The following is a 19054-nucleotide window of genomic DNA, read 5'->3' on the forward strand; positions in this document are numbered from 1 at the left end:
TTGGGGTTGCGGCTGGCGACCAGAAGCCGGCCACCCGAACCATCGTTGTCCACGACAACAAGTTAGCCGTAGCCGCTGCCGCGACCTCCGCCACCAGCCCGGTTCGGCGAGGCGCCGATCCGGGCAACAGAGACTTATCAAGTTCATAGGCATTGACGGCGACGGGGAACACGATGCAATGTGATACTGGTCATATGACCACTGGTCACACCCGGCAGAGAGGCGGAAGCTCATGACCACGAGGGACAAGTACACAAACGTGCCCGAACCGTATTCGTGGCAGGTCCCCAGCGCCGGCGACGCGCGCTTCACGTGGGAGTACGACGAGGGGCGCGCCCGGCTCCTCTCCCTGTACCAGAAGGGGAAGGACAAGCAATGGGATGCCCAGTCACGCATCGACTGGGCACAAGACGTCGATCCCCAGAACCCGGTCGGGTTGCCCGACGAGTTCCATCCGCTGTTCGGCAGCCCGATGTGGGACGCCGCCGACGAACCACGTCGCGCCGAGATGCGCCAGCATTTCCAGGCCTGGCAGTTCTCGCAGTTCCTGCACGGCGAGCAGGGGGCGATGGTGTGCTCGGCCAAGATCGTCGAGGTCGTCCCGGACCTGGACGCGAAGTTCTACGCGGCCACCCAGACCATGGACGAGGCGCGGCACGTCGAGGCGTTCTCGCGGTTCCTGCAGGACAAGGTCGACATGGTCTACCCGATCAACAAGAACCTGACCGCGCTGCTGGACGACACCCTGCGCGACTCGCGCTGGGACATGCCCTACCTCGGCATGCAGGTCCTCATCGAAGGGCTCGCGCTGGCTGCCTTCGGGGTGCTGCGCGACATGGCTCCGCCGGACTCGCTGGCCAAGCAGTTGCTGGCCTACGTGATGCAGGACGAGGCCCGGCATGTCGCCTTCGGCCGGATCTCGCTGAAGGATTACTACTCCGCGCTGACCGAGGCCGAGCGCGACGAGCGTGAGGAGTTCGTCGTGGACGCCTGTTACCTGATGCGCGACCGGTTCCGCGGCGAGGAGGTCTTCGAAACGCTCGGCCTGGACGTCAAAGCGTGCGCCGAGTGGGTCGACACGTCGCCGCTGATGATCCAGTTCCGCTCGCACCTGTTCAGCCGCATTGTGCCGATCGTCAAGGACATCGGGTTGTGGGGCGACAAGGTGCAGAAAGCCTTCAAAGACATGGGCGTTATCGACATGGCCGGCTTCGACATCGAGGCGCTGATGAAGGCCGACGAGGATCAGGCTGACGCTTTGGACAAGGCGCACGCCGAGATGGCCGACCGGGCACTCGAGGTGGAGCAGGTGATCGCGGCGGGCGCCGGCTGAGCCGCGTGAGGCCTACGCGCGACTTTCCTGGTTCAGCGGCGCACTGTCGTGGGTCAGCACCGGTCGTGCCGTGATTTTCCTGTCGTAGGGAACTTCGCAGTCTTCGCAACCCCAGATCAATTTGTGCATGTAGCAGCCCACGCAGAACCCCAGCGTCGCCTCCGACCAGGTGAGAACAAAACAGACCGCGACAACAGCCGCCATCGCCACGGGAGACGCACCCAACAAGCGCATGGCGAGACACGTCGCGGCCAGGGCGGCACCGAGCAACCACGCGAACCGTTTCGGCCGCGTCGGCTTCCAGACCGGGCGAATGCCCATCGTCAACGCCGTGCCCAGAATGCCGGTGGGGCTGAATGGGGTCAATCCGCTGACCGCCGCGACCAGCATGTCGAAAAGCACCAGCGGACCGACAACGATCACCGGATCGGTTTCCGGACGCAAGAGCAGTAACGCGATCGTGACAGCCGAGATGACGTTCAGCAAACCCGCCCTGGCGCGGGTCGCGATTTCGTTGACGCGCGGCTCCGCATGTTCGCGCGTCACCTGTCCCATTGCCCACCACGGCTGGTTGAGAAAAGCATGCTCGAGTGGGACTCGCTGAATAACCATGAACCCGATCCTAAAGACAGGGCGAAGCATTGACCACGGCGACGCTCACCGACCACGCTCGCCGCGAACAACCACCACAGAACACCAGCCGTCGGGTCAACTGCCGAACGACTTCGACGGTGGCGGGCCCTCGGGCAGCACGCCCGGGTAGGGCAGCGCCAGGGCCTCGCGCTGCGCGGCGAACAACGTGTCGCAGGCGCCCAGTGCCGCGTCGAGCAGTTTGTCCAGCGTCGACCGCGGGAACGTCGCACCCTCACCGGTGCCCTGAACCTCGACCAACGTCCCGGTGTCGGTGGCCACGACGTTCATGTCGACCTCGGCGCGCGAATCCTCCTCGTAGGGCAGGTCCACCCGGATACGGCCGTCGACCACCCCGACGCTGCAGGCCGCGATGGCACACGACAACGGCCGCGGATCCGACAGCTTGCCCGCCGCCGAGAGGTAGGTCACCGCGTCGGCCAGCGCGACGTAGGCGCCCGTGATGGCCGCGGTGCGCGTCCCGCCGTCGGCCTGCAGGACGTCGCAGTCGACGGCGACGGTGTTCTCCCCCAACGCGGCGAGGTCGATGCAGGCCCGCAGTGACCGGCCGATCAGCCGGCTGATCTCCTGGGTGCGCCCGGACAGTCGGCCCTTCACCGATTCACGATCGGAGCGGGTGTGCGTCGCCGAGGGCAGCATCGCGTATTCCGCGGTGAGCCATCCCAGGCCGGACCCCTTGCGCCAGCGCGGGACGCCGTCGGTGACGCTGGCGGTGCACATGACCTTGGTGTGGCCGAATTCGATCAGGACCGAACCCGCCGGATGGTCGGTGAACCCCCGGGTGATGACCACGGGGCGAAGCTCGTCATCGAGGCGACCGTCTTCTCGTTTGGACACTCACCAACCCTAAGCCAAGCCTGCGGCCGGGCGCTCAGACCCGTTCGGAGCGGCGGATGTCGAACGTCTCGCCGCACACGACGGCGTGCACCGGGCCGTCGAACTCGGCCTTGGCCTCGCTGATCACGTCCTCCCGCGAGGTCCACGGTGGGATGTGCGTCAGCAACAGCTCCCGCACGCCGGCCTGCGCCGCGGCCCTGCCGGCCTCGGTGCCCGACAGGTGCAACGCGGGCGGGCGGTCCGGCGAATGCGTCCAGGAGGCCTCGCAGAGGAACACGTCCGCATCGCGCGCGAGTTCGACGAGCTGGTCGCAGACGCCGGTGTCGCCGCTGTAGACGAACGACGCGCCGGTGGGGTCGGTGACCCGCAACCCGTACGACTCGCACGGGTGAGCCACCACCCGTGGCACCACCGTCAGTGCGCCGAACGTCACGGGTTCGCCGTCGACCCAGTGGCGGACGTCGAAAATGTCGGAGCAGTCGTCGATCTCGCCGCCGTAGGGTGAGGACGCCGCCCCCAACCGCGACCAGGTATCGCTGGGGCCGTACAGCATCGCCTTGCCTTCGGGGCGGATCGGGTGGTACCGGCGCCAGACGAACAGTCCCGGCATGTCCAGGCAGTGGTCGGCGTGCAGGTGCGACAGCAGCACGTGTACCGAACTGGGATCGGCGTAGCGCTGCAACGCACCCAACACGCCGCCGCCGAAGTCGAGCACCAGCGGCGGGGTGTCCGGCGCGCGGAGCAGGTAGCCCGACGCAGGCGAATCCGGGCCCACCACGCTGCCTGAGCAGCCGAGCACGGTGATTCGCACGGACACTACTGTGCCATGCCCGGTACTACCATGACGAAAACATGGCCGCATTTATGTGACCAGAATCTCCCTCGCCATCGGCGCTCGGACGCTAGCGCTCGGACGGGTGGCGAAGCGGCCGCACCCCCGTCACCGACGGACCCAGGAACCGCGCCGCGAGTTTGGTGAACGCCTCGGGGTCGCCGGTGGCCTCGAACACCCGGCTCGCCGGCGGCGCGCCGGGACGCTCGGGGTGCGGGCGCAACAAGTCTCGTTCGGTGAGCACCCGAAGCACCTCCTTGGCGGTTTCCTCCGCGCTCGAGACGAGCGTCACGGTGTCACCCATCGCCAGCTGGATCAACCCGGACAGCAGCGGGTAGTGCGTGCAACCCAGCACCAGCGTGTCGACCCCGGCGCGCTGCAACGGCTCCAGGTAGCCCTCGGCCAGCCCCAGCACCTGACGTCCGCTGGTGACCCCGCGCTCCACGAAGTCCACGAAACGCGGGCAGGCCACCGCGGTGATCTCGGCGTCGCGGGCGGCGGCGAAGGCGTCCTGGTACGCGTGCGAGGCGATGGTCGCCTGCGTCCCGATCACCCCGATGCGGCCGTTGCGGGTGGTGGCGACCGCACGCCGCACCGCCGGCAGGATCACCTCGACGACGGGCACGGCGTAGCGTTCGCGCGCATCGCGCAGGCATGCCGCCGAGGCCGTGTTGCAGGCGATCACCAGCGCCTTGACGCCGCGGTCGACCAGGTCGTCGCCGATCGCGAGCGCGTGCGCGCGGATCTCGGGAATGGGGAGCGGCCCGTAGGGGCCGTGCGCGGTGTCGCCGACGTAGATGATGTCCTCGTCGGGCAGCTGGTCGATGATGGCCCGGGCCACCGTCAGCCCGCCGACACCGGAATCGAAGATCCCGATGGGAGCCAGGGACGAGATCACGCGCTGCGCCGCTGGGTCGAGGCCTTCTTGACGGCACGTGCCTTGCGCTCCGGGGCGGACAACGCGTAGGCGGCCACCACGCCGGCGACCGCTCCGCACAGGTGGCCCTGCCACGACACGCCGCCGCACCTGCCCAGCACCGGCATGGCGCCGAGCAGGATGCCGCCGTAGACCAACAAGACCACCAGGCCGATGATGATGTCCCACACCCGGCGCACGAATATCCCGAACACGAGCAGAAAGGCCAGCCACCCGAAGATCAGGCCCGAGGCCCCGATGTGGTCGGTGGGGCCGCAGCTGCTGCCCAGGTCGCCGATCAGCCAGGTACCGAACCTGCCCACGATCCAGACGATCGCGGTGGCCCAGACGAAGCGCGACAACCCGAACAGCGTCATGAGGAATCCCAGCACCAACAGCGGCACGGTGTTGGCCATCAGGTGTTCCCAGCCGGCGTGCAAGACCGGAGCGAACACGATGCCCCACAGGCCGTCGGCCTGCAGCGGCCTGATGCCGTTGGAGTCCAGCGAGTGCCGCGTCAGCTGGTCGATCAGTTCGACGAGGTAGAGCAGCGCCACGAAGGTGAGGATCGTGGCCGCGCCGACCATCCACGCCGGCCGCGACGCCTCCCGAGGCGCCGGGGTGCCCGACCTTCCCCCTCGTCTAGTCATGCGCATCCCCTCATCGGCCGAACGCTCCGGGCAACATGCCGTGGTAGGTCGGTATTCCGGCCACCGACTCGGCACCGAGCACACCGGCCAGCACCGCCCGCGCCACGCAATCGGCGGCCGCGGCGCCCAGCTCGCTGACCAGCCCCGCCTCCGGGGAGAAGGCGGCGGGCGTATCAGCCGCGAGCGGTACCTCGAGGGCGCCGGTGGCCAGCGCGAACACCGTGTCGCCGTCCAGCGGGGTGTGCGCCGGGCGCACCGCGCGGGCCAGGCCGTCCTGGGCGGCGGTGGCGAGGCGCCGGCAGGCCGCCGGGCTGAGCGCGGCGTCGGTCGCCACGACGCCGATCGTCGTGTTGAGAGGATTGTCCAGCGGGCTCAGCTTGGGCGGCAGCAGCGCGAACGCCTCGACCTGTTCGGGCGGCGGCGGCCGCAGCGCGAACTCGCGGATCAGGTCCGCCATCCAGGGCAGGCCGGTGGCCCGGTCGGCGACATCGCCCGCGGAGTTCACCACGACGATCGCGCCGACGGTCACGCCGGACGGCAGCGTCGTCGAGGCCGTCCCGACGCCGCCTTTGAGCACCCCGGCCCGCGCCCCGACCCCCGCGCCGACCGTGCCGACCGCCGGCACCGCCTCACCACCCCGGGCGGCCTCACACGCCGCATAGCCGAAGTCGGCCGTCGGCCGGCGGTCCCAGCCGCCCACCGGGAGATCGAAGATCACCGCACCGGGCACGATGGGCACCACCCCGCCCTCCATCGCGACACCGCGTCCGCGTTCCTCCAGCCAGCGCATGACGCCGTCGGCGGCGGCCAGGCCGTAGGCGCTGCCACCGGCGAGCAGCACCGCGTCGACGAAGCGCACGGTGTTGGCGGGATCGAGCAGATCGGTTTCCCGGGTGCCCGGTGCGCCACCGCGGCAGTCGACCGCGCCGACGGTCCCGGGCGGGGTGAGAACCACGGTGACGCCGCTGGCCCATCCGGCGCCCGGCGACGCGTCGGGATCCAAGCGGTGGTGGTGGCCGACGCGGACGCCTCCGACGTCGGCGATGGAGCCCAGCGGCGGCGCCGTCAAGTTGACCGGGGACCCATCAGCACCAGGACCAGGTATTCCTGCAGGACCGTCAGCCACTGGTAGACGTCGAAGTGGGAGGCCAACGGGTGGTCGGGCGGCAGGCGATCGGGGCCTTGCGGCCCGATGTCGAGCATCACGCCCAGCGTCAGCCGGATGTCATTGACCGCCGAGACCCAGGCGTTCGCCTCGTCCTCGGTCAGCTCGAACTTGCCGGCCCGGGCCGGGATGGTCTTCAACAACTGTTGCGCTGCAACGCGTTTGGCATCGATGATCTCCGGCTCATGCAGGCTGCGCAGCGCGGCGTTCAGGTCTTCGGGAACCTCGGGCGAGGGCTCGTCCTCGGCGTCGGCCCGGTAGAAGTCAGGCAGCAGGCGGCGCAGCGTCGGATCGTGCGGCGGCTCGGAGTTCCCGGTCTTCATGCCGGTGATCTCTTCGAGTTCGTCTGCCGGAGCGGAGGATTCGCGCTCGTCGAGCAGGCCGATCATCGCGCTGACGAGGTTTCGGAGCAACTCGGCCTCGTGGGTGGCCAGGGAGGACCGAAAGCGAGGACCCTCGGGGGTCTCGACGCGCTTCCATTTGCGCACAGGGAATCGGGTGCCCTCACCGGTCCTGCTGCAGGGTCGCCCATAACCCCGCGGCGTGCAGTTTGGATACGTCGGCTTCCATCGACTCCCGGCTGCCCGCCGACACCACCGCCTTGCCCTCGTTGTGCACCTGAAGCATCAGCTTGGTGGCGTGTGGCTCGCTGTAACCGAACAACTTCTGGAACACATACGTGACATAGGTCATCAGGTTGACCGGGTCGTCCCACACGATCGTGACCCATGGACTGGCCGTCACGTCGACGGGGTCAGCCTCGCGTTGTCCGGTAGTGCCCGGTTTGGTGGGCGCTGACGCAACAACCATGGCTCCCAGGATAGCGAGCCCCGCATCTGAATACCGAACCCCGCACGGGGGCGGATACCGTAACGGAATGATCGACCCGGTCCCCGCTGGGCTGTTGACCGACAAGTACGAGTTGACGATGCTGGCGGCGGCGCTGCGCGACGGCACCGCCGCGCGACGGACCACCTTCGAGCTGTTCGCGCGCAAGCTTCCGCCGGGGCGCCGCTACGGCGTGGTCGCCGGAACCGGGCGCCTGCTGGAAGCGTTGCCGCACTTCAGCTTCGACGACGACCAGTGCCGGCTGCTCGCCGAATTCCTCGATCCCGACACGGTCGGCTACCTGCGGGACTTCCGGTTCGGCGGCGACATCGACGGCTATGCGGAAGGGGAGCTGTACTTTCCCGGGTCGCCCGTGCTCTCGGTCACGGGCAGCTTCGCCGAATGCGTGGTGCTCGAAACGCTGGCGTTGTCGATCTTCAACCACGACACCGCGGTCGCGTCGGCGGCCGCGCGGATGGTCAGCGCCGCCGGCGGACGTCCGCTGATCGAGATGGGATCGCGCCGGACCCACGAGCACGCCGCGATCGCCGCGGCCCGTGCCGCCTACATCGTCGGCTTCGCCGCCACCTCCAACCTGGAGGCCCAGCGGCGATACGGAATCCCCACCGAGGGCACCGCCGCGCACGCGTTCACCATGCTGCACACCACGCAGGACGGACCTGACGAGCCGGCCGCGTTCCGCGCCCAGGTCCGGGCACTGGGCGTCGACACCACGCTGCTGGTGGACACCTACGACGTGACGGCCGGCGTGGCCAACGCCGTGGCGGCCGCCGGCACGTCGCTGGGCGCGGTCCGGATCGACTCCGGCGAGCTGGGCGTGCTCGCCCGCCAGGCGCGTGCCCAGCTCGACGAGCTGGGCGCCGGCCGGACGCGGATCGTGGTGTCCGGCGACCTCGACGAGTTCTCCATCGCCGCGTTGCGCGCCGAGCCCGTCGACAGCTACGGCGTCGGTACCTCGCTGGTGACCGGCGCGGGCGCCCCGACCGCGTACATGGTGTACAAGCTCGTCGAAGTGGACGGCATGCCGGTGCAGAAGCGCAGCACCCACAAGGAATCGCACGGCGGCCGCAAAGAGGCGCTGCGCCTGTCGCGTCCGAGCGGCATCGTCACCGAGGAGGTCGTACACCCGGCCGGACGCCCGCCCACGGTGGGCGAACCGTCCCGGCCCCTGACCACTCCCCTGGTCCGCGGCGGCCGCGTCGTCGCGGAAACGGGCGCCTGCGCCCTGGCCCCCGCACGCAAGCTGGCCGCGGCCGGCCTGCGCAGCCTGCCGTGGGAGGGGCTGGCATTGGCGCCCGGCGATCCGGCGATCCCCACCAGCCAGATCCCGGCCTGAGCGCGAACAGTGACCACCTCCGACGCCTGCCCGAGCGTGCCGGAGCTGCTGGCCGCCGCGGTGGCCGGGCTCGGCGGCAGTGAACGCCAAGGCCAGCTCGAGATGGCCGTCGCGGTGGCGCGCGCCTTCGATACCGGCGAGCACCTGGCCGTGCAGGCCGGCACCGGCACCGGTAAGTCGCTGGCGTATCTGGTCCCCGCGATCGTCCGCGCCGTCAGCGACGAATCGCCCGTCGTCGTGTCCACGGCCACGATCGCCCTGCAACGTCAGCTCGTCGACCGCGACCTGCCGCGGCTGGCCGAGTCGCTGGCCCGGACGCTGCCCCGCGCGCCGCGGTTCGCGCTGCTGAAGGGCCGGCGAAACTACCTGTGCCTGAACAAAATCCACAATGGAAGCGCCATCGACGGCGAGCCTGAGGACAGACCGCAGGAGGAGCTCTTCGATCCGGTGGCCGCGACCTCGCTGGGTCGCGACTTGCAGCGGCTCACCGCCTGGGCGTCGACGACCGACTCGGGCGACCGCGACGACCTGCGGCCCGGCGTTCCCGACCGGTCCTGGTCGCAGGTCAGCGTCTCCGCGCGCGAATGCATCGGCGTGGCTCGCTGCCCCTTCGGCGGCGAATGCTTCTCGGAACGGGCGCGTGGCCGCGCCGGCGGCGTCGACATTGTGGTCACCAACCACGCGCTGCTGGCCATCGACGCCGTCGCCGAATCGGCGGTGCTGCCGGAGCACGCGCTGCTGGTGGTCGACGAGGCGCACGAGTTGGTCGACCGGGTGACGTCGGTGGCCACCGCGGAGCTGACCCCGGCCACCCTCGGGGCGGCCACGCGCCGGATCGCCCGGATGGTCGGTCCGGAACTGACCCAGCGGTTGGAGGCGGCCACCGCCAACCTCGCCGCCGCGATCCACGACGCGCGGCCCGGCCGCATCGACCGACTCGACGACGAGCTCGCGACCTACCTGACGGCGCTGCGCGACGCGGCGAGCGCGGCACGCTCGGCGATCGACGCCACCGGCCCGGTGCGGGCTGACCCCGGAGCGGCATCGGCCCGTGCCGAGGCGGTCGCCGCGCTCGGCGAGATATTCGACACCGCGTCTCGCATCCTTGTCTCGTTCGCTCCGGCCATCCCGGATCGGACCGACGTGGTCTGGCTGGAGCACGAGGACAACCGGGGTTCGCCGCGGCCCGTGCTGCGCGTGGCGCCGCTGTCGGTCTCCGGCCTGCTGCGCGACCGGGTTTTCTCACGGTCGACGACCGTGTTGACGTCGGCGACGCTGACGGTCGGCGGGTCCTTCGACGCAATGGCGGCCGCGTGGGGCCTGACCGGATCGGAGCCCGGCGGCGATCCGACGTGGCCCAAATGGCGGGGTCTCGACGTCGGGTCGCCGTTCGAGCACGCCAAAGCGGGAATCCTCTACGTCGCCGCCCACCTGCCGCCGCCCGGTCGCGACGGCACCGGGTCGGCCGAGCAGCTCACCGAGATCGCCGAGCTCATCACCGCCGCCGGCGGGCGCACACTGGGGCTGTTCTCGTCGATGCGGGCCGCCCGGGCCGCCGCCGAGGCCATGCGCGAACGGTTGTCGACACCGGTGTTGTGTCAGGGCGACGACAGCACCTCGGCGCTGGTCGAACGTTTCAGCGCCGACCCGGAGACCTCGCTGTTCGGCACGCTGTCGCTGTGGCAGGGCGTCGACGTGCCGGGCCCGTCGCTGTCGCTGGTGCTGATCGACCGCATCCCCTTTCCCCGGCCGGACGATCCCCTGCTGGGCGCGCGGCAGCGGGCCGTCGCCGCCCGCGGCGGCAACGGTTTCATGGCGGTGGCCGCCAGCCACGCGGCGTTGCTGCTGGCACAGGGGTCCGGCCGGCTGCTGCGTCGGGTGACCGACCGCGGCGTCGTCGCCGTACTCGACTCTCGAATGGTCACGGCCGGCTACGGCGCCTACCTGCGGGCCTCGCTGCCGCCGTTCTGGCCGACAACCGATGCCGCCCAGGTGCGGGGGGCGCTGGAGCGGCTACGCACCGCGCCCGACGGCGTGCCGGCCTGACCGTAGGCGGTCATCCGGCCAGGGCCACCAGACCGAGCTCGGCGCTGCCGGCGAGCATCGGATGGCGGGGCAGCACCCGCACCGTGTATCCGACCGCACCGGCCATCGGCAGTGGCGTCGTCGTCGCGAACACCGCTTTCCCGCCGTCGGCGCTGCCGGTGTGCGGCATGTCGACCGTCACCGGGTCCTGCAACACGTCGCTGGAGTCCACCCGGCCGAGCACCGCCTGCACGGCCACCTCGTCGGGCCGCAGTCCGCCCAGCCGCACGGTCGCGGTCAGGGTCAGCTTCGACCCGAGCAGCGGGGTGTCCGGCAGGCCGGTGCTGTCGACGTCGGTGACCTCGATCTTGGGCCACGCCTCCTCGACGCGCCGACGGTAGACGGCCAGCTCCCGCGCGGCGCCGAAGGGCTTCTCGCCGCCGATGGTCTTGCGCAGCGACTGCGCCGCGGGCATGTAGTACTGCTCGACGTAGTCCCGCACCATTCGGGAGGCCAGCACTTTGGGCCCCAGCGTCTGCAGGGTGTGGCGCACCATCTCGACCCACCGCGGCGGCACCCCGTGTTGGTCGCGCTCGTAGAACTTCGGTGCCACCGCCTCTTCGAGCAGCGTGTAGAGCGCGTTGGCCTCCAGGTCGTCGCGGCGCACCTCGTCGGCCAGCCCCGTGGCCGACGGTATCTCCCAGCCGTTTTCGCCGTCGTACCACTCGTCCCACCAGCCGTCGCGGATGGACAGGTTCAGTCCGCCGTTCAGCGCGCTCTTCATCCCGGAGGTGCCGCACGCCTCCAGGGGACGCAGCGGGTTGTTGAGCCAGACATCGCAGCCCCAATACAGCAGCCGGGCCATCGACATGTCGTAGTCGGGCAGGAAGGCGATGCGGTGGCGCACCTGCGGGCGGTCGGCGAAGCGCACGACCTGCTGGATCAGCGCCTTGCCGCCGTCGTCGGCGGGGTGGGACTTCCCGGCCACGATCAGCTGGATCGGCCGCTCCTCGTCGAGCAGCAGTCGTTCCAGCCGGTCGGGATCGCGCAGCATCAGGGTCAGCCGCTTGTAGGTCGGCACCCGCCGGGCGAACCCGATGGTCAGCACGTCCGGGTCGAAGGCCGTCCCGATCCAGGCCAGCTCGGCGTCGGCCGCGCCGCGCTCCCGCCACGACCGGCGCAGCCGCGCCCGCACGTCCTCGACCAGCAGCGAACGCAACTGGGAGCGGATCCACCACAGGTGGCCGGGGTCGACCTGCTGCAGCCGCTGCCAGACCGTGGGTTCGCTCAGCGAGTCCGAGCCGGCCAGCTCGCGACCCAACTCCAGCCACTGCGGCGCGGCCCAGGTGGGTGCGTGCACGCCGTTGGTGATCGAGCCGATCGGGACCTCGCCCCGGTCGAACCCGGGCCACAGCTCGCTGAACATGGCGCGGCTCACCCGCCCGTGTAGCAGGGAGACGCCGTTGGCGCGCTGGGCCAGCCGCAGGCCCATGTGGGCCATGTTGAACTTGGCCGGGTCGGCCTCGGCGCCCAGTTCGAGAATCCGGGCGGTCGGCAGGCCCGGCAGCAACGTCGCCTCGCGTTGGTCGTCGAAGTAGCGCTGCACCATCTCTAGCGGGAACCGGTCGATTCCGGCGGGCACCGGGGTGTGGGTGGTGAACACCGTGCTGGAGCGGACGACGGTCAGCGCGGTGTCGAAGTCCAGTCCCGAGTCGGTGACCAGCTCACGGATGCGCTCCGCACCGAGGAAGCCCGCGTGCCCCTCGTTCATGTGGAATACCTCGGGCGCGGGCAGGCCCGCGTTGGCCGTGAACGCGCGGATCGCCCGCACCCCGCCGACGCCGGCCAGGATCTCCTGTTTGATGCGGTGTTCCTGGTCGCCCCCGTAGAGGCGGTCGGTGACGCCGCGCAGCTCGTGTTCGTTCTCGGGCACGTCGGAATCCAGCAGCAGCAGCGGAACGCGACCGACCTGCGCGACCCAGACCCGGGCTCGCAACTGCGCCGAGTCGGGCAGGTCCAGCTCCACCAGCACCGGATCGCCGGTGCTGGTGTCGGTGAGCAGCCGCAGCGGCAACCCCTGCGGGTCCAGCGACGGGTAGGTCTCCATCTGCCAGCCGTCGGCGGTCAGCGACTGCCGGAAGTATCCGGAGCGGTAATAGAGGCCCACGGCCACCAACGGCACCCCCAGATCGGAGGCGGACTTCAGGTGGTCGCCGGCCAGGATCCCCAACCCGCCCGAGTAGTTGGGCAACACCTCGGCGACGCCGAACTCCATCGAGAAGTAGGCGATCGCCGTCGGCATCGCCACCCCGTTGTCCTGCTGCTGCTGGTACCAGAGCGGACGGCTCAGGTAGTCGCGCAGGTCGGCGGCCAGGGCGTCGAGCCGACTGAGAAATCCCTCGTCGACGGCCAATTCGTCAAGCCGGGCGGGGCTCACCGCCCCCAGCAGCGCAACCGGATCGGAGCCGCACTGGGCCCACAGCGTCGGGTCGATGGTGGCGAACAGGTCCTGTGTCGGCTTGTCCCACGACCACCTCAGGTTGGTGGAGAGCTGTTCCAGCGCGACCAGGCGCTCGGGTAGATGAGCACGGACGGTAAAGCGGCGGAGGGCTTTCACACGTCCTTACCTTACTGAGGCTGCCAACCGGTGCAGCGCTACTAACCCAGCGTTTACCTTCAGTGGTGTGGCCGGACCCTAGGGTGGGTATCGGGAAGTAATGGGGGCGCGGCGAGACTTTCCAGGCGTGGTCCCCCACGAAACGAGTTTTCCCGCACGAAAGGCATTCCGCGACGAGGGACCCCGCGGTCGTGCCGCACAACCGGAACGGCCCCGGCCACTACCGCGGGCCGCCGACGAGCCGGGCAGATTGAATCCCCCGGCGACGAATCCGCCCGAGCAGCGGGCGGAGGAGGAGCCGGGCAGATTGAATCCCCCGGCGACGAATCCGCCCGAGCAGCGGGCGGAGGAGGAGCCGGGCAGATTGAATGGAGTGGTGGTGCCGGGTCGCGTCGAGATCGATAACGTCCAGCCCGTCGTTTCGTGCGGCGCGTACCCCGCCAAGGCGGTGGTCGGCGAGGTCGTCCCGGTCAGCGCGGCGGTGTGGCGGGAGGGCCACGACGCCGTCGCGGCGACCTTGGTGGTGCGCCACCTCGGACAGCGCTATCCGCAGGTGACCGAGGTCCGTCAAATCAAGGCGGTCGAGGCCCCCACGCGGCCAGCCGGGGCGCACGAGGCGGGCGCGGCCGATCAGCAGCGGGTCAAGCCGCAGCTGTTCCCCATGACGATGGGCGAAGAGCCCTACGTGTTCCACGGCCAGTTCACCCCCGACCGGGTCGGCCTGTGGATGTTCCGCGTCGACGGGTGGGGCGACCCGATCGCCACGTGGAAGCACGGGCTGATCGCGAAGTTGGACGCCGGCCAGGGCGAGACCGAACTGTCCAACGACCTGCTGGTCGGTGCCGGGCTGTTCGAGCGCGCCGCGGCCGGGGTGCCCCGCGCGCTCCGCGATCCGCTGCTGGCCGCGGCCGCAACGCTGCGGGCCCCCGGCGACCCGGTCACCCGCACCGCGCTGGCCCTGGCGCCCGAGATCGACGAACTGCTGGCCGAGCACCCGTTGCGCGACCTGGTGACCCACGGCGAACAGTTCGCGATCTGGGTGGACCGGCCGCTGGCCCGCTTCGGCGCCTGGTACGAACTGTTTCCGCGCTCCACCGGCGGATGGGACGCCGACGGCAACCCGGTGCACGGCACCTTCGCCACGACGACCGCCCAGCTGCCACGCATCGCCGACATGGGGTTCGACGTCGTGTACCTTCCGCCGATCCATCCGATCGGCAAGGTGCACCGCAAGGGCCGCAACAACTCCCCCACCGCGGCACCCGGGGACGTGGGCTCGCCGTGGGCGATCGGCAGCGACGAGGGCGGCCACGACGCCATCCACCCCAGCCTGGGCACCATCGATGACTTCGACGACTTCGTGGCCGCGACAAGGGCTTTGGGCATGGAAGTGGCGCTGGATCTGGCACTGCAATGCGCGCCGGATCACCCCTGGGCCCGCGAACACCGGGAGTGGTTCACCGAGCTGCCGGACGGCACCATCGCCTACGCCGAGAACCCGCCGAAGAAGTACCAGGACATCTATCCGCTCAACTTCGACAACGACCCCGCCGGCCTCTACGAGGAGGTTCTGCGCGTGTGCCGGCACTGGATCGATCACGGCGTCAAGATATTTCGGGTCGACAACCCGCACACCAAGCCACCGAACTTCTGGGCCTGGCTGATCGCCCAGATCAAAGACCGCGACCCCGACGTGTTGTTCCTCTCCGAGGCGTTCACGCCGCCGGCCCGGCAATACGGGCTGGCCAAGCTCGGTTTCACCCAGTCCTACAGCTACTTCACCTGGCGCACGGCCAAGTGGGAACTCACCGAGTTCGGCAACGACATCGCCGCGCTCGCCGACTTCCGCCGGCCCAACCTGTTCGTCAACACCCCCGACATCCTGCACGCGATCCTGCAGCACAACGGTCCCGGCATGTTCGCCATCCGCGCCGTGCTGGCCGCCACGATGGGCCCGGCCTGGGGCATGTACTCCGGCTACGAACTCTTCGAGCACCGGGCGGTGCGGGAGGGCAGCGAAGAGTACCTGGACTCGGAGAAGTACGAACTGCGTCCCCGCGACTACGCGGGCGCACTCGCCGAGGGTCGGTCGCTCGAGCCGTTCATCTCCCAGCTCAACGAGATCCGCCGGCGTCATCCTGCGCTGCAGCAGCTGCGCACCATACATTTCCACAACGTGGACAACGACGCCCTGTTGGCCTACAGCAAGTTCGACCCCGCCACCGGCGACTGCGTGCTGGTGGTGGTGAGTCTCAACGCGTTCGGGCCCGAGGAAGCCACCCTGTGGTTGGACATGGCCGCACTGGGTATGGAGCCCTACGAACGATTCTGGGTGCGCGACGAGATAACAGGACACGAATTCCAATGGGGCCAAGCCAATTACGTTCGCCTAGACCCGGCGCAAGCAGTCGCGCACGTCATCAACATGCCCCTCATACCGCACGAATCCCGAATCACGCTGCTACGCAGGGGTTGAACGCACCGGAGGTGAAAGGGATATGAGCAATGCCGATCAACTCGCCGAAACGCACCTGGCGCCCGACCATGACGACCTGTCGCTTCTGGTGGCCGGCACCCATTACAACCCGCACAGCATTCTGGGCGCCCACGAGTATGCCGACCACACCGTTATCCGGGCATACCGGCCGCACGCCACCGAGGTCGTCGCGCTCGTCGGTGACGACCGGTACCCGATGCGTCACATCGAATCAGGCCTGTTCGCCGTGGCGCTGCCCTTCACGGACCTGATCGACTACCGGCTGCAGATCAGCTATGAGGGCTCCGACCCGTACACGGTCGCCGACGCCTACCGCTTCCTGCCCACCCTGGGCGAGATGGACCTGCACCTGTTCGGCGAAGGACGTCACGAGCGGCTCTGGGAAGTCCTCGGCGCCCATCCCCGCTCCTTCACCACGGCCGACGGTGTGGTCGACGGTGTCTCCTTCGCCGTCTGGGCACCCAACGCCAAAGGCGTCAGCCTGATCGGGGAGTTCAACGGCTGGACGGGCACCGACGCGCCCATGCGGGAACTGGGCTCCTCGGGCGTGTGGGAGTTGTTCTGGCCCGGGTTCTCCGTCGGCGGCCTCTACAAGTTCCGCGTGCACGGCGCCGACGGCGTGGTGACCGAACGGGCTGACCCGATGGCGTTTGCTACCGAGGTGCCCCCGCACACCGCGTCACGCGTGGCGGTCAGCAGCTACCGCTGGAGCGACGAGGACTGGATGACCCGACGCGCCGAGCGCAATCCGGTGTTCGAGCCGATGAGCACCTACGAGGTCCACCTGGGTTCGTGGCGCCCGGGGCTCAGCTACCGCCAGCTCGCCCGCGAGCTCACGGACTATGTGGTGGAGCACGGCTTCACCCACGTCGAACTGTTGCCGGTGGCCGAGCACCCGTTCGCCGGCTCGTGGGGATACCAGGTCACCTCCTACTACGCGCCCACGTCGCGGTTCGGCACACCCGACGAGTTCCGCGAACTCGTCGACGCCCTGCACCGGGCCGGCATCGGGGTCATTGTGGATTGGGTGCCCGCACACTTTCCCAAGGACGCGTGGGCGCTGGGCCGCTTCGACGGCACCGCACTCTACGAGCACTCCGATCCACGACGCGGCGAGCAACTCGACTGGGGCACTTACGTGTTCGACTTTGGCCGCCGCGAGGTGCGCAACTTCCTGGTGGCCAACGCGCTGTACTGGATCGAGGAGTTCCATGTCGACGGCCTGCGCGTGGACGCCGTCGCCTCGATGCTCTACCTGGACTACTCGCGCCCGGCCGGCGGCTGGACGCCCAACGTCTACGGCGGGCGCGAGAACCTCGAGGCGGTCCAGTTCCTGCAGGAGATGAACGCCACGGTGCACAAGACGGCGCCGGGGATCGTCACCATCGCCGAGGAGTCGACGTCGTGGCCAGGCGTGACGCGTCCGACAAGCCTTGGCGGCCTGGGCTTTTCGATGAAGTGGAACATGGGCTGGATGCACGACACCCTGGACTACATCAGTCGCGACCCGATCTATCGCAGCTACCACCACCACGAGATGACGTTCTCGATGCTCTATGCGTTCAGCGAGAACTACGTCCTGCCGATCAGCCACGACGAGGTGGTGCACGGCAAGGGCACGCTGTGGGGGCGGATGCCGGGCAACAACCACGTCAAGGCCGCCGGCCTGCGCAGCCTGCTCGCCTACCAGTGGGCGCACCCGGGCAAGCAGTTGTTGTTCATGGGCCAGGAATTCGGCCAGCGCAACGAGTGGTCCGAGGAGCACGGCCTGGATTGGTGGCAACTCGACGAGCAGGGCTTCTCCAACGGCATCCTGCGGATGGTGCGCGACATCAACGCCATCTACCGCAGTCATCCGGCGCTGTGGAGCCAGGACACCGTTCCCGACGGCTACTCCTGGATCGACGCCAACGACTCCGCCAACAACGTGCTGAGCTTCCTGCGTTACGGCAGCGACGGTTCGGTCATGGCCTGCGTCTTCAACTTCGCGGGTGCCGAGCACAGCGGCTACCGGCTCGGACTGCCGTGCGCCGGCCGGTGGCGCGAGGTGCTCAACACCGACGCCACGGACTACAACGGTTCCGGGGTCGGCAACATGGGTGGCGTCGACGCGACCGAGGACCCGTGGCACGGGCGGCCGGCGTCGGCGTGTCTGGTGTTGCCGCCCACGTCGGCGCTGTGGCTGGCGCCCGAGTAGCGCTCGGCATTCAGCGCGAGCAGACGCAAAATCGCCCTAAACCGGAGGTTTCAGGGCGATTTTGCGTCTGCTCGCCGCGTCAGTACAGCGCGTTGGCGAGGTTGCGCCGGCCGGCGACGACCTCCGGATCGGCCGGATCGAACAGTTCGAACAACTCGACGAGGCGGGTGCGCACCTTGGCGCGCTCGTCCCCGGATGTCTTGCGCACCAACGTGATCAGACGTTCGAAGGCGGCGCCGACGTCCTGGTTGAGGATCTGCACGTCGGCGGCCGCGAAGGCGGCGTCGATGTCACCCGGCGCCGCATCGGCCACCGCGACCGCGTCGGGGACTTGAGCCGTTGCGCGCGTGAGGAAGTCGATCCGCCTGATCGCGGCCTTCGCCTCGACGCTGCCGGGGTTGGCGTCCAGGATCGCCTGGTACGACTCCTTGGCGGCCTCGAAGTCGCCGGCCTCGAGTCGCTGGCGCGCCTGCAACAGCTCCGGATCGGTTTGCGGCGACTCCCCGGCCTCCCCCGGGCCCCTGAGCTTGCCGTCCGTTGCCGCGAGCAGCGAATCCACCCAACGGCGCAGCTGGTCGGCCGGTTGCACGCCCTCGAAACTGGACAACGGCTGCCCGGCGGCCAACGCCACCACGGTCGGAACCGCCTCCACACCGAACGCCTGGGCGACCCGGGGAGCCACCTCGACGTCCACCGTGGCCAGCGACCATTTGCCGTTGTCCTCGGCGGCCAGCGCGGACAGCGTTTCGGCCAGCTGGGCACACGCGTCGTTGCGCGGCAACCACAACAGCACCACGACCGGCACTTCGCCGGACCGGATCAGCACCTCGTCTTCGAAATTGGCCTCGGTGACCTCGGTCACCCCCGCCGCCGGCGCCGCCCGGCCGCCGGCCCCAGCTGCCGATGCTTTTTGCTGAGCGCGCTGCTTGAGGCCGGACAGGTCGACCGCACCAGCCAGCGCAGGCCCTATGGAGGATCGCGGACGCGTCACGCCGTCAAGTCTGTCATGCACATCGGCGCCCGATCCACCCGGTCGCGCGGACACTCGCGCAAAGTGAAAATCCGGCCGCGGCCCCCGCCGAAAGGCTCCTGAGCGCCCGATATGACGAACATCACACGTGTGCGCGCGAACCGCGCGCCAGCAACGCG

15 protein-coding genes are annotated in these 19054 nt (G+C 69.5%); 5 read left to right on the plus strand and 10 right to left on the minus strand.

What is annotated here, in order from left to right:
• The first annotated feature begins 232 nt into the window (after nt 1-232).
• The gene (locus AC2VON_RS01260) at nt 233-1333 is read left to right on the plus strand and encodes a ferritin-like domain-containing protein (protein ID WP_428900719.1); all 1101 of its coding nucleotides are present in this window, start codon (nt 233-235) and stop codon (nt 1331-1333) included.
• Between the two features lie 12 nt (nt 1334-1345).
• On the opposite strand, the gene AC2VON_RS01265 is transcribed toward AC2VON_RS01260, so the two are convergent.
• From AC2VON_RS01265 to clpS, 8 genes are all read right to left on the minus strand, one after another.
• On the minus strand, nt 1346-1945 hold the full coding sequence (locus tag AC2VON_RS01265) for a DUF4395 family protein (protein ID WP_486951327.1): 600 nt from the start codon (nt 1943-1945) through the stop codon (nt 1346-1348).
• Nucleotides 1946-2041: 96 nt separating this feature from the next.
• Complete coding sequence (gene rph, locus AC2VON_RS01270; protein ID WP_486951328.1) at nt 2042-2821, minus strand: ribonuclease PH; 780 nt, start codon at nt 2819-2821, stop codon at nt 2042-2044.
• A 34-nt stretch (nt 2822-2855) separates the two neighbouring features.
• Nucleotides 2856-3638 (minus strand): cyclic nucleotide-degrading phosphodiesterase, encoded by a 783-nt coding sequence (locus AC2VON_RS01275; RefSeq protein WP_369737665.1) that lies wholly within the window; start codon nt 3636-3638, stop codon nt 2856-2858.
• Between the two features lie 85 nt (nt 3639-3723).
• Nucleotides 3724-4551 carry a glutamate racemase gene (gene murI / locus AC2VON_RS01280; RefSeq protein ID WP_369737664.1) on the minus strand — a complete coding sequence of 276 codons (828 nt, stop codon included), beginning with the start codon at nt 4549-4551 and terminating at the stop codon, nt 3724-3726.
• The gene (locus AC2VON_RS01285; RefSeq protein ID WP_486951329.1) at nt 4548-5225 is read right to left on the minus strand and encodes a rhomboid family intramembrane serine protease; all 678 of its coding nucleotides are present in this window, start codon (nt 5223-5225) and stop codon (nt 4548-4550) included. The genes murI and AC2VON_RS01285 overlap by 4 nt, the downstream gene beginning before the upstream one ends.
• Before the next feature lie 4 nt (nt 5226-5229).
• Nucleotides 5230-6273, minus strand: coding sequence for a P1 family peptidase (locus AC2VON_RS01290; protein ID WP_369741494.1), 1044 nt, complete (start codon nt 6271-6273; stop codon nt 5230-5232).
• 11 nt (nt 6274-6284) lie between these two features.
• On the minus strand, nt 6285-6872 hold the full coding sequence (gene aosR / locus AC2VON_RS01295) for an oxidative stress transcriptional regulator AosR (protein WP_369737662.1): 588 nt from the start codon (nt 6870-6872) through the stop codon (nt 6285-6287).
• Between the two features lie 16 nt (nt 6873-6888).
• Entirely contained in the window at nt 6889-7194 is a 306-nt protein-coding gene (clpS, locus tag AC2VON_RS01300) for an ATP-dependent Clp protease adapter ClpS (RefSeq protein ID WP_369737661.1), read from the minus strand.
• Between the two features lie 67 nt (nt 7195-7261).
• On the opposite strand from clpS, the gene AC2VON_RS01305 reads away from it, so the two are divergent.
• Both AC2VON_RS01305 and AC2VON_RS01310 read left to right on the plus strand, forming a co-directional pair.
• Entirely contained in the window at nt 7262-8569 is a 1308-nt protein-coding gene (locus AC2VON_RS01305) for a nicotinate phosphoribosyltransferase (RefSeq protein ID WP_369737660.1), read from the plus strand.
• A gap of 9 nt (nt 8570-8578) precedes the next feature.
• Nucleotides 8579-10615, plus strand: coding sequence for an ATP-dependent DNA helicase (locus AC2VON_RS01310; protein WP_369737659.1), 2037 nt, complete (start codon nt 8579-8581; stop codon nt 10613-10615).
• 10 nt (nt 10616-10625) lie between these two features.
• Here the strand turns inward: AC2VON_RS01310 and glgP are convergent, their stop codons facing one another.
• On the minus strand, nt 10626-13211 hold the full coding sequence (gene glgP / locus AC2VON_RS01315) for an alpha-glucan family phosphorylase (protein WP_486951330.1): 2586 nt from the start codon (nt 13209-13211) through the stop codon (nt 10626-10628).
• Between the two features lie 379 nt (nt 13212-13590).
• Between glgP and AC2VON_RS01320 the strand changes: the two genes are divergently transcribed.
• On the plus strand, nt 13591-15687 hold the full coding sequence (locus tag AC2VON_RS01320) for an alpha-1,4-glucan--maltose-1-phosphate maltosyltransferase (RefSeq protein WP_369741493.1): 2097 nt from the start codon (nt 13591-13593) through the stop codon (nt 15685-15687).
• 22 nt (nt 15688-15709) lie between these two features.
• Entirely contained in the window at nt 15710-17905 is a 2196-nt protein-coding gene (glgB, locus tag AC2VON_RS01325; RefSeq protein ID WP_369737657.1) for a 1,4-alpha-glucan branching protein GlgB, read from the plus strand.
• A 79-nt stretch (nt 17906-17984) separates the two neighbouring features.
• Here glgB and AC2VON_RS01330 read toward each other — a convergent pair whose 3' ends face one another.
• On the minus strand, nt 17985-18896 hold the full coding sequence (locus tag AC2VON_RS01330) for a tetratricopeptide repeat protein (protein WP_369737656.1): 912 nt from the start codon (nt 18894-18896) through the stop codon (nt 17985-17987).
• Between the last annotated feature and the right edge of the window lie 158 nt (nt 18897-19054).

It is taken from the genome of Mycobacterium sp. TH-M82 (assembly GCF_057473605.1).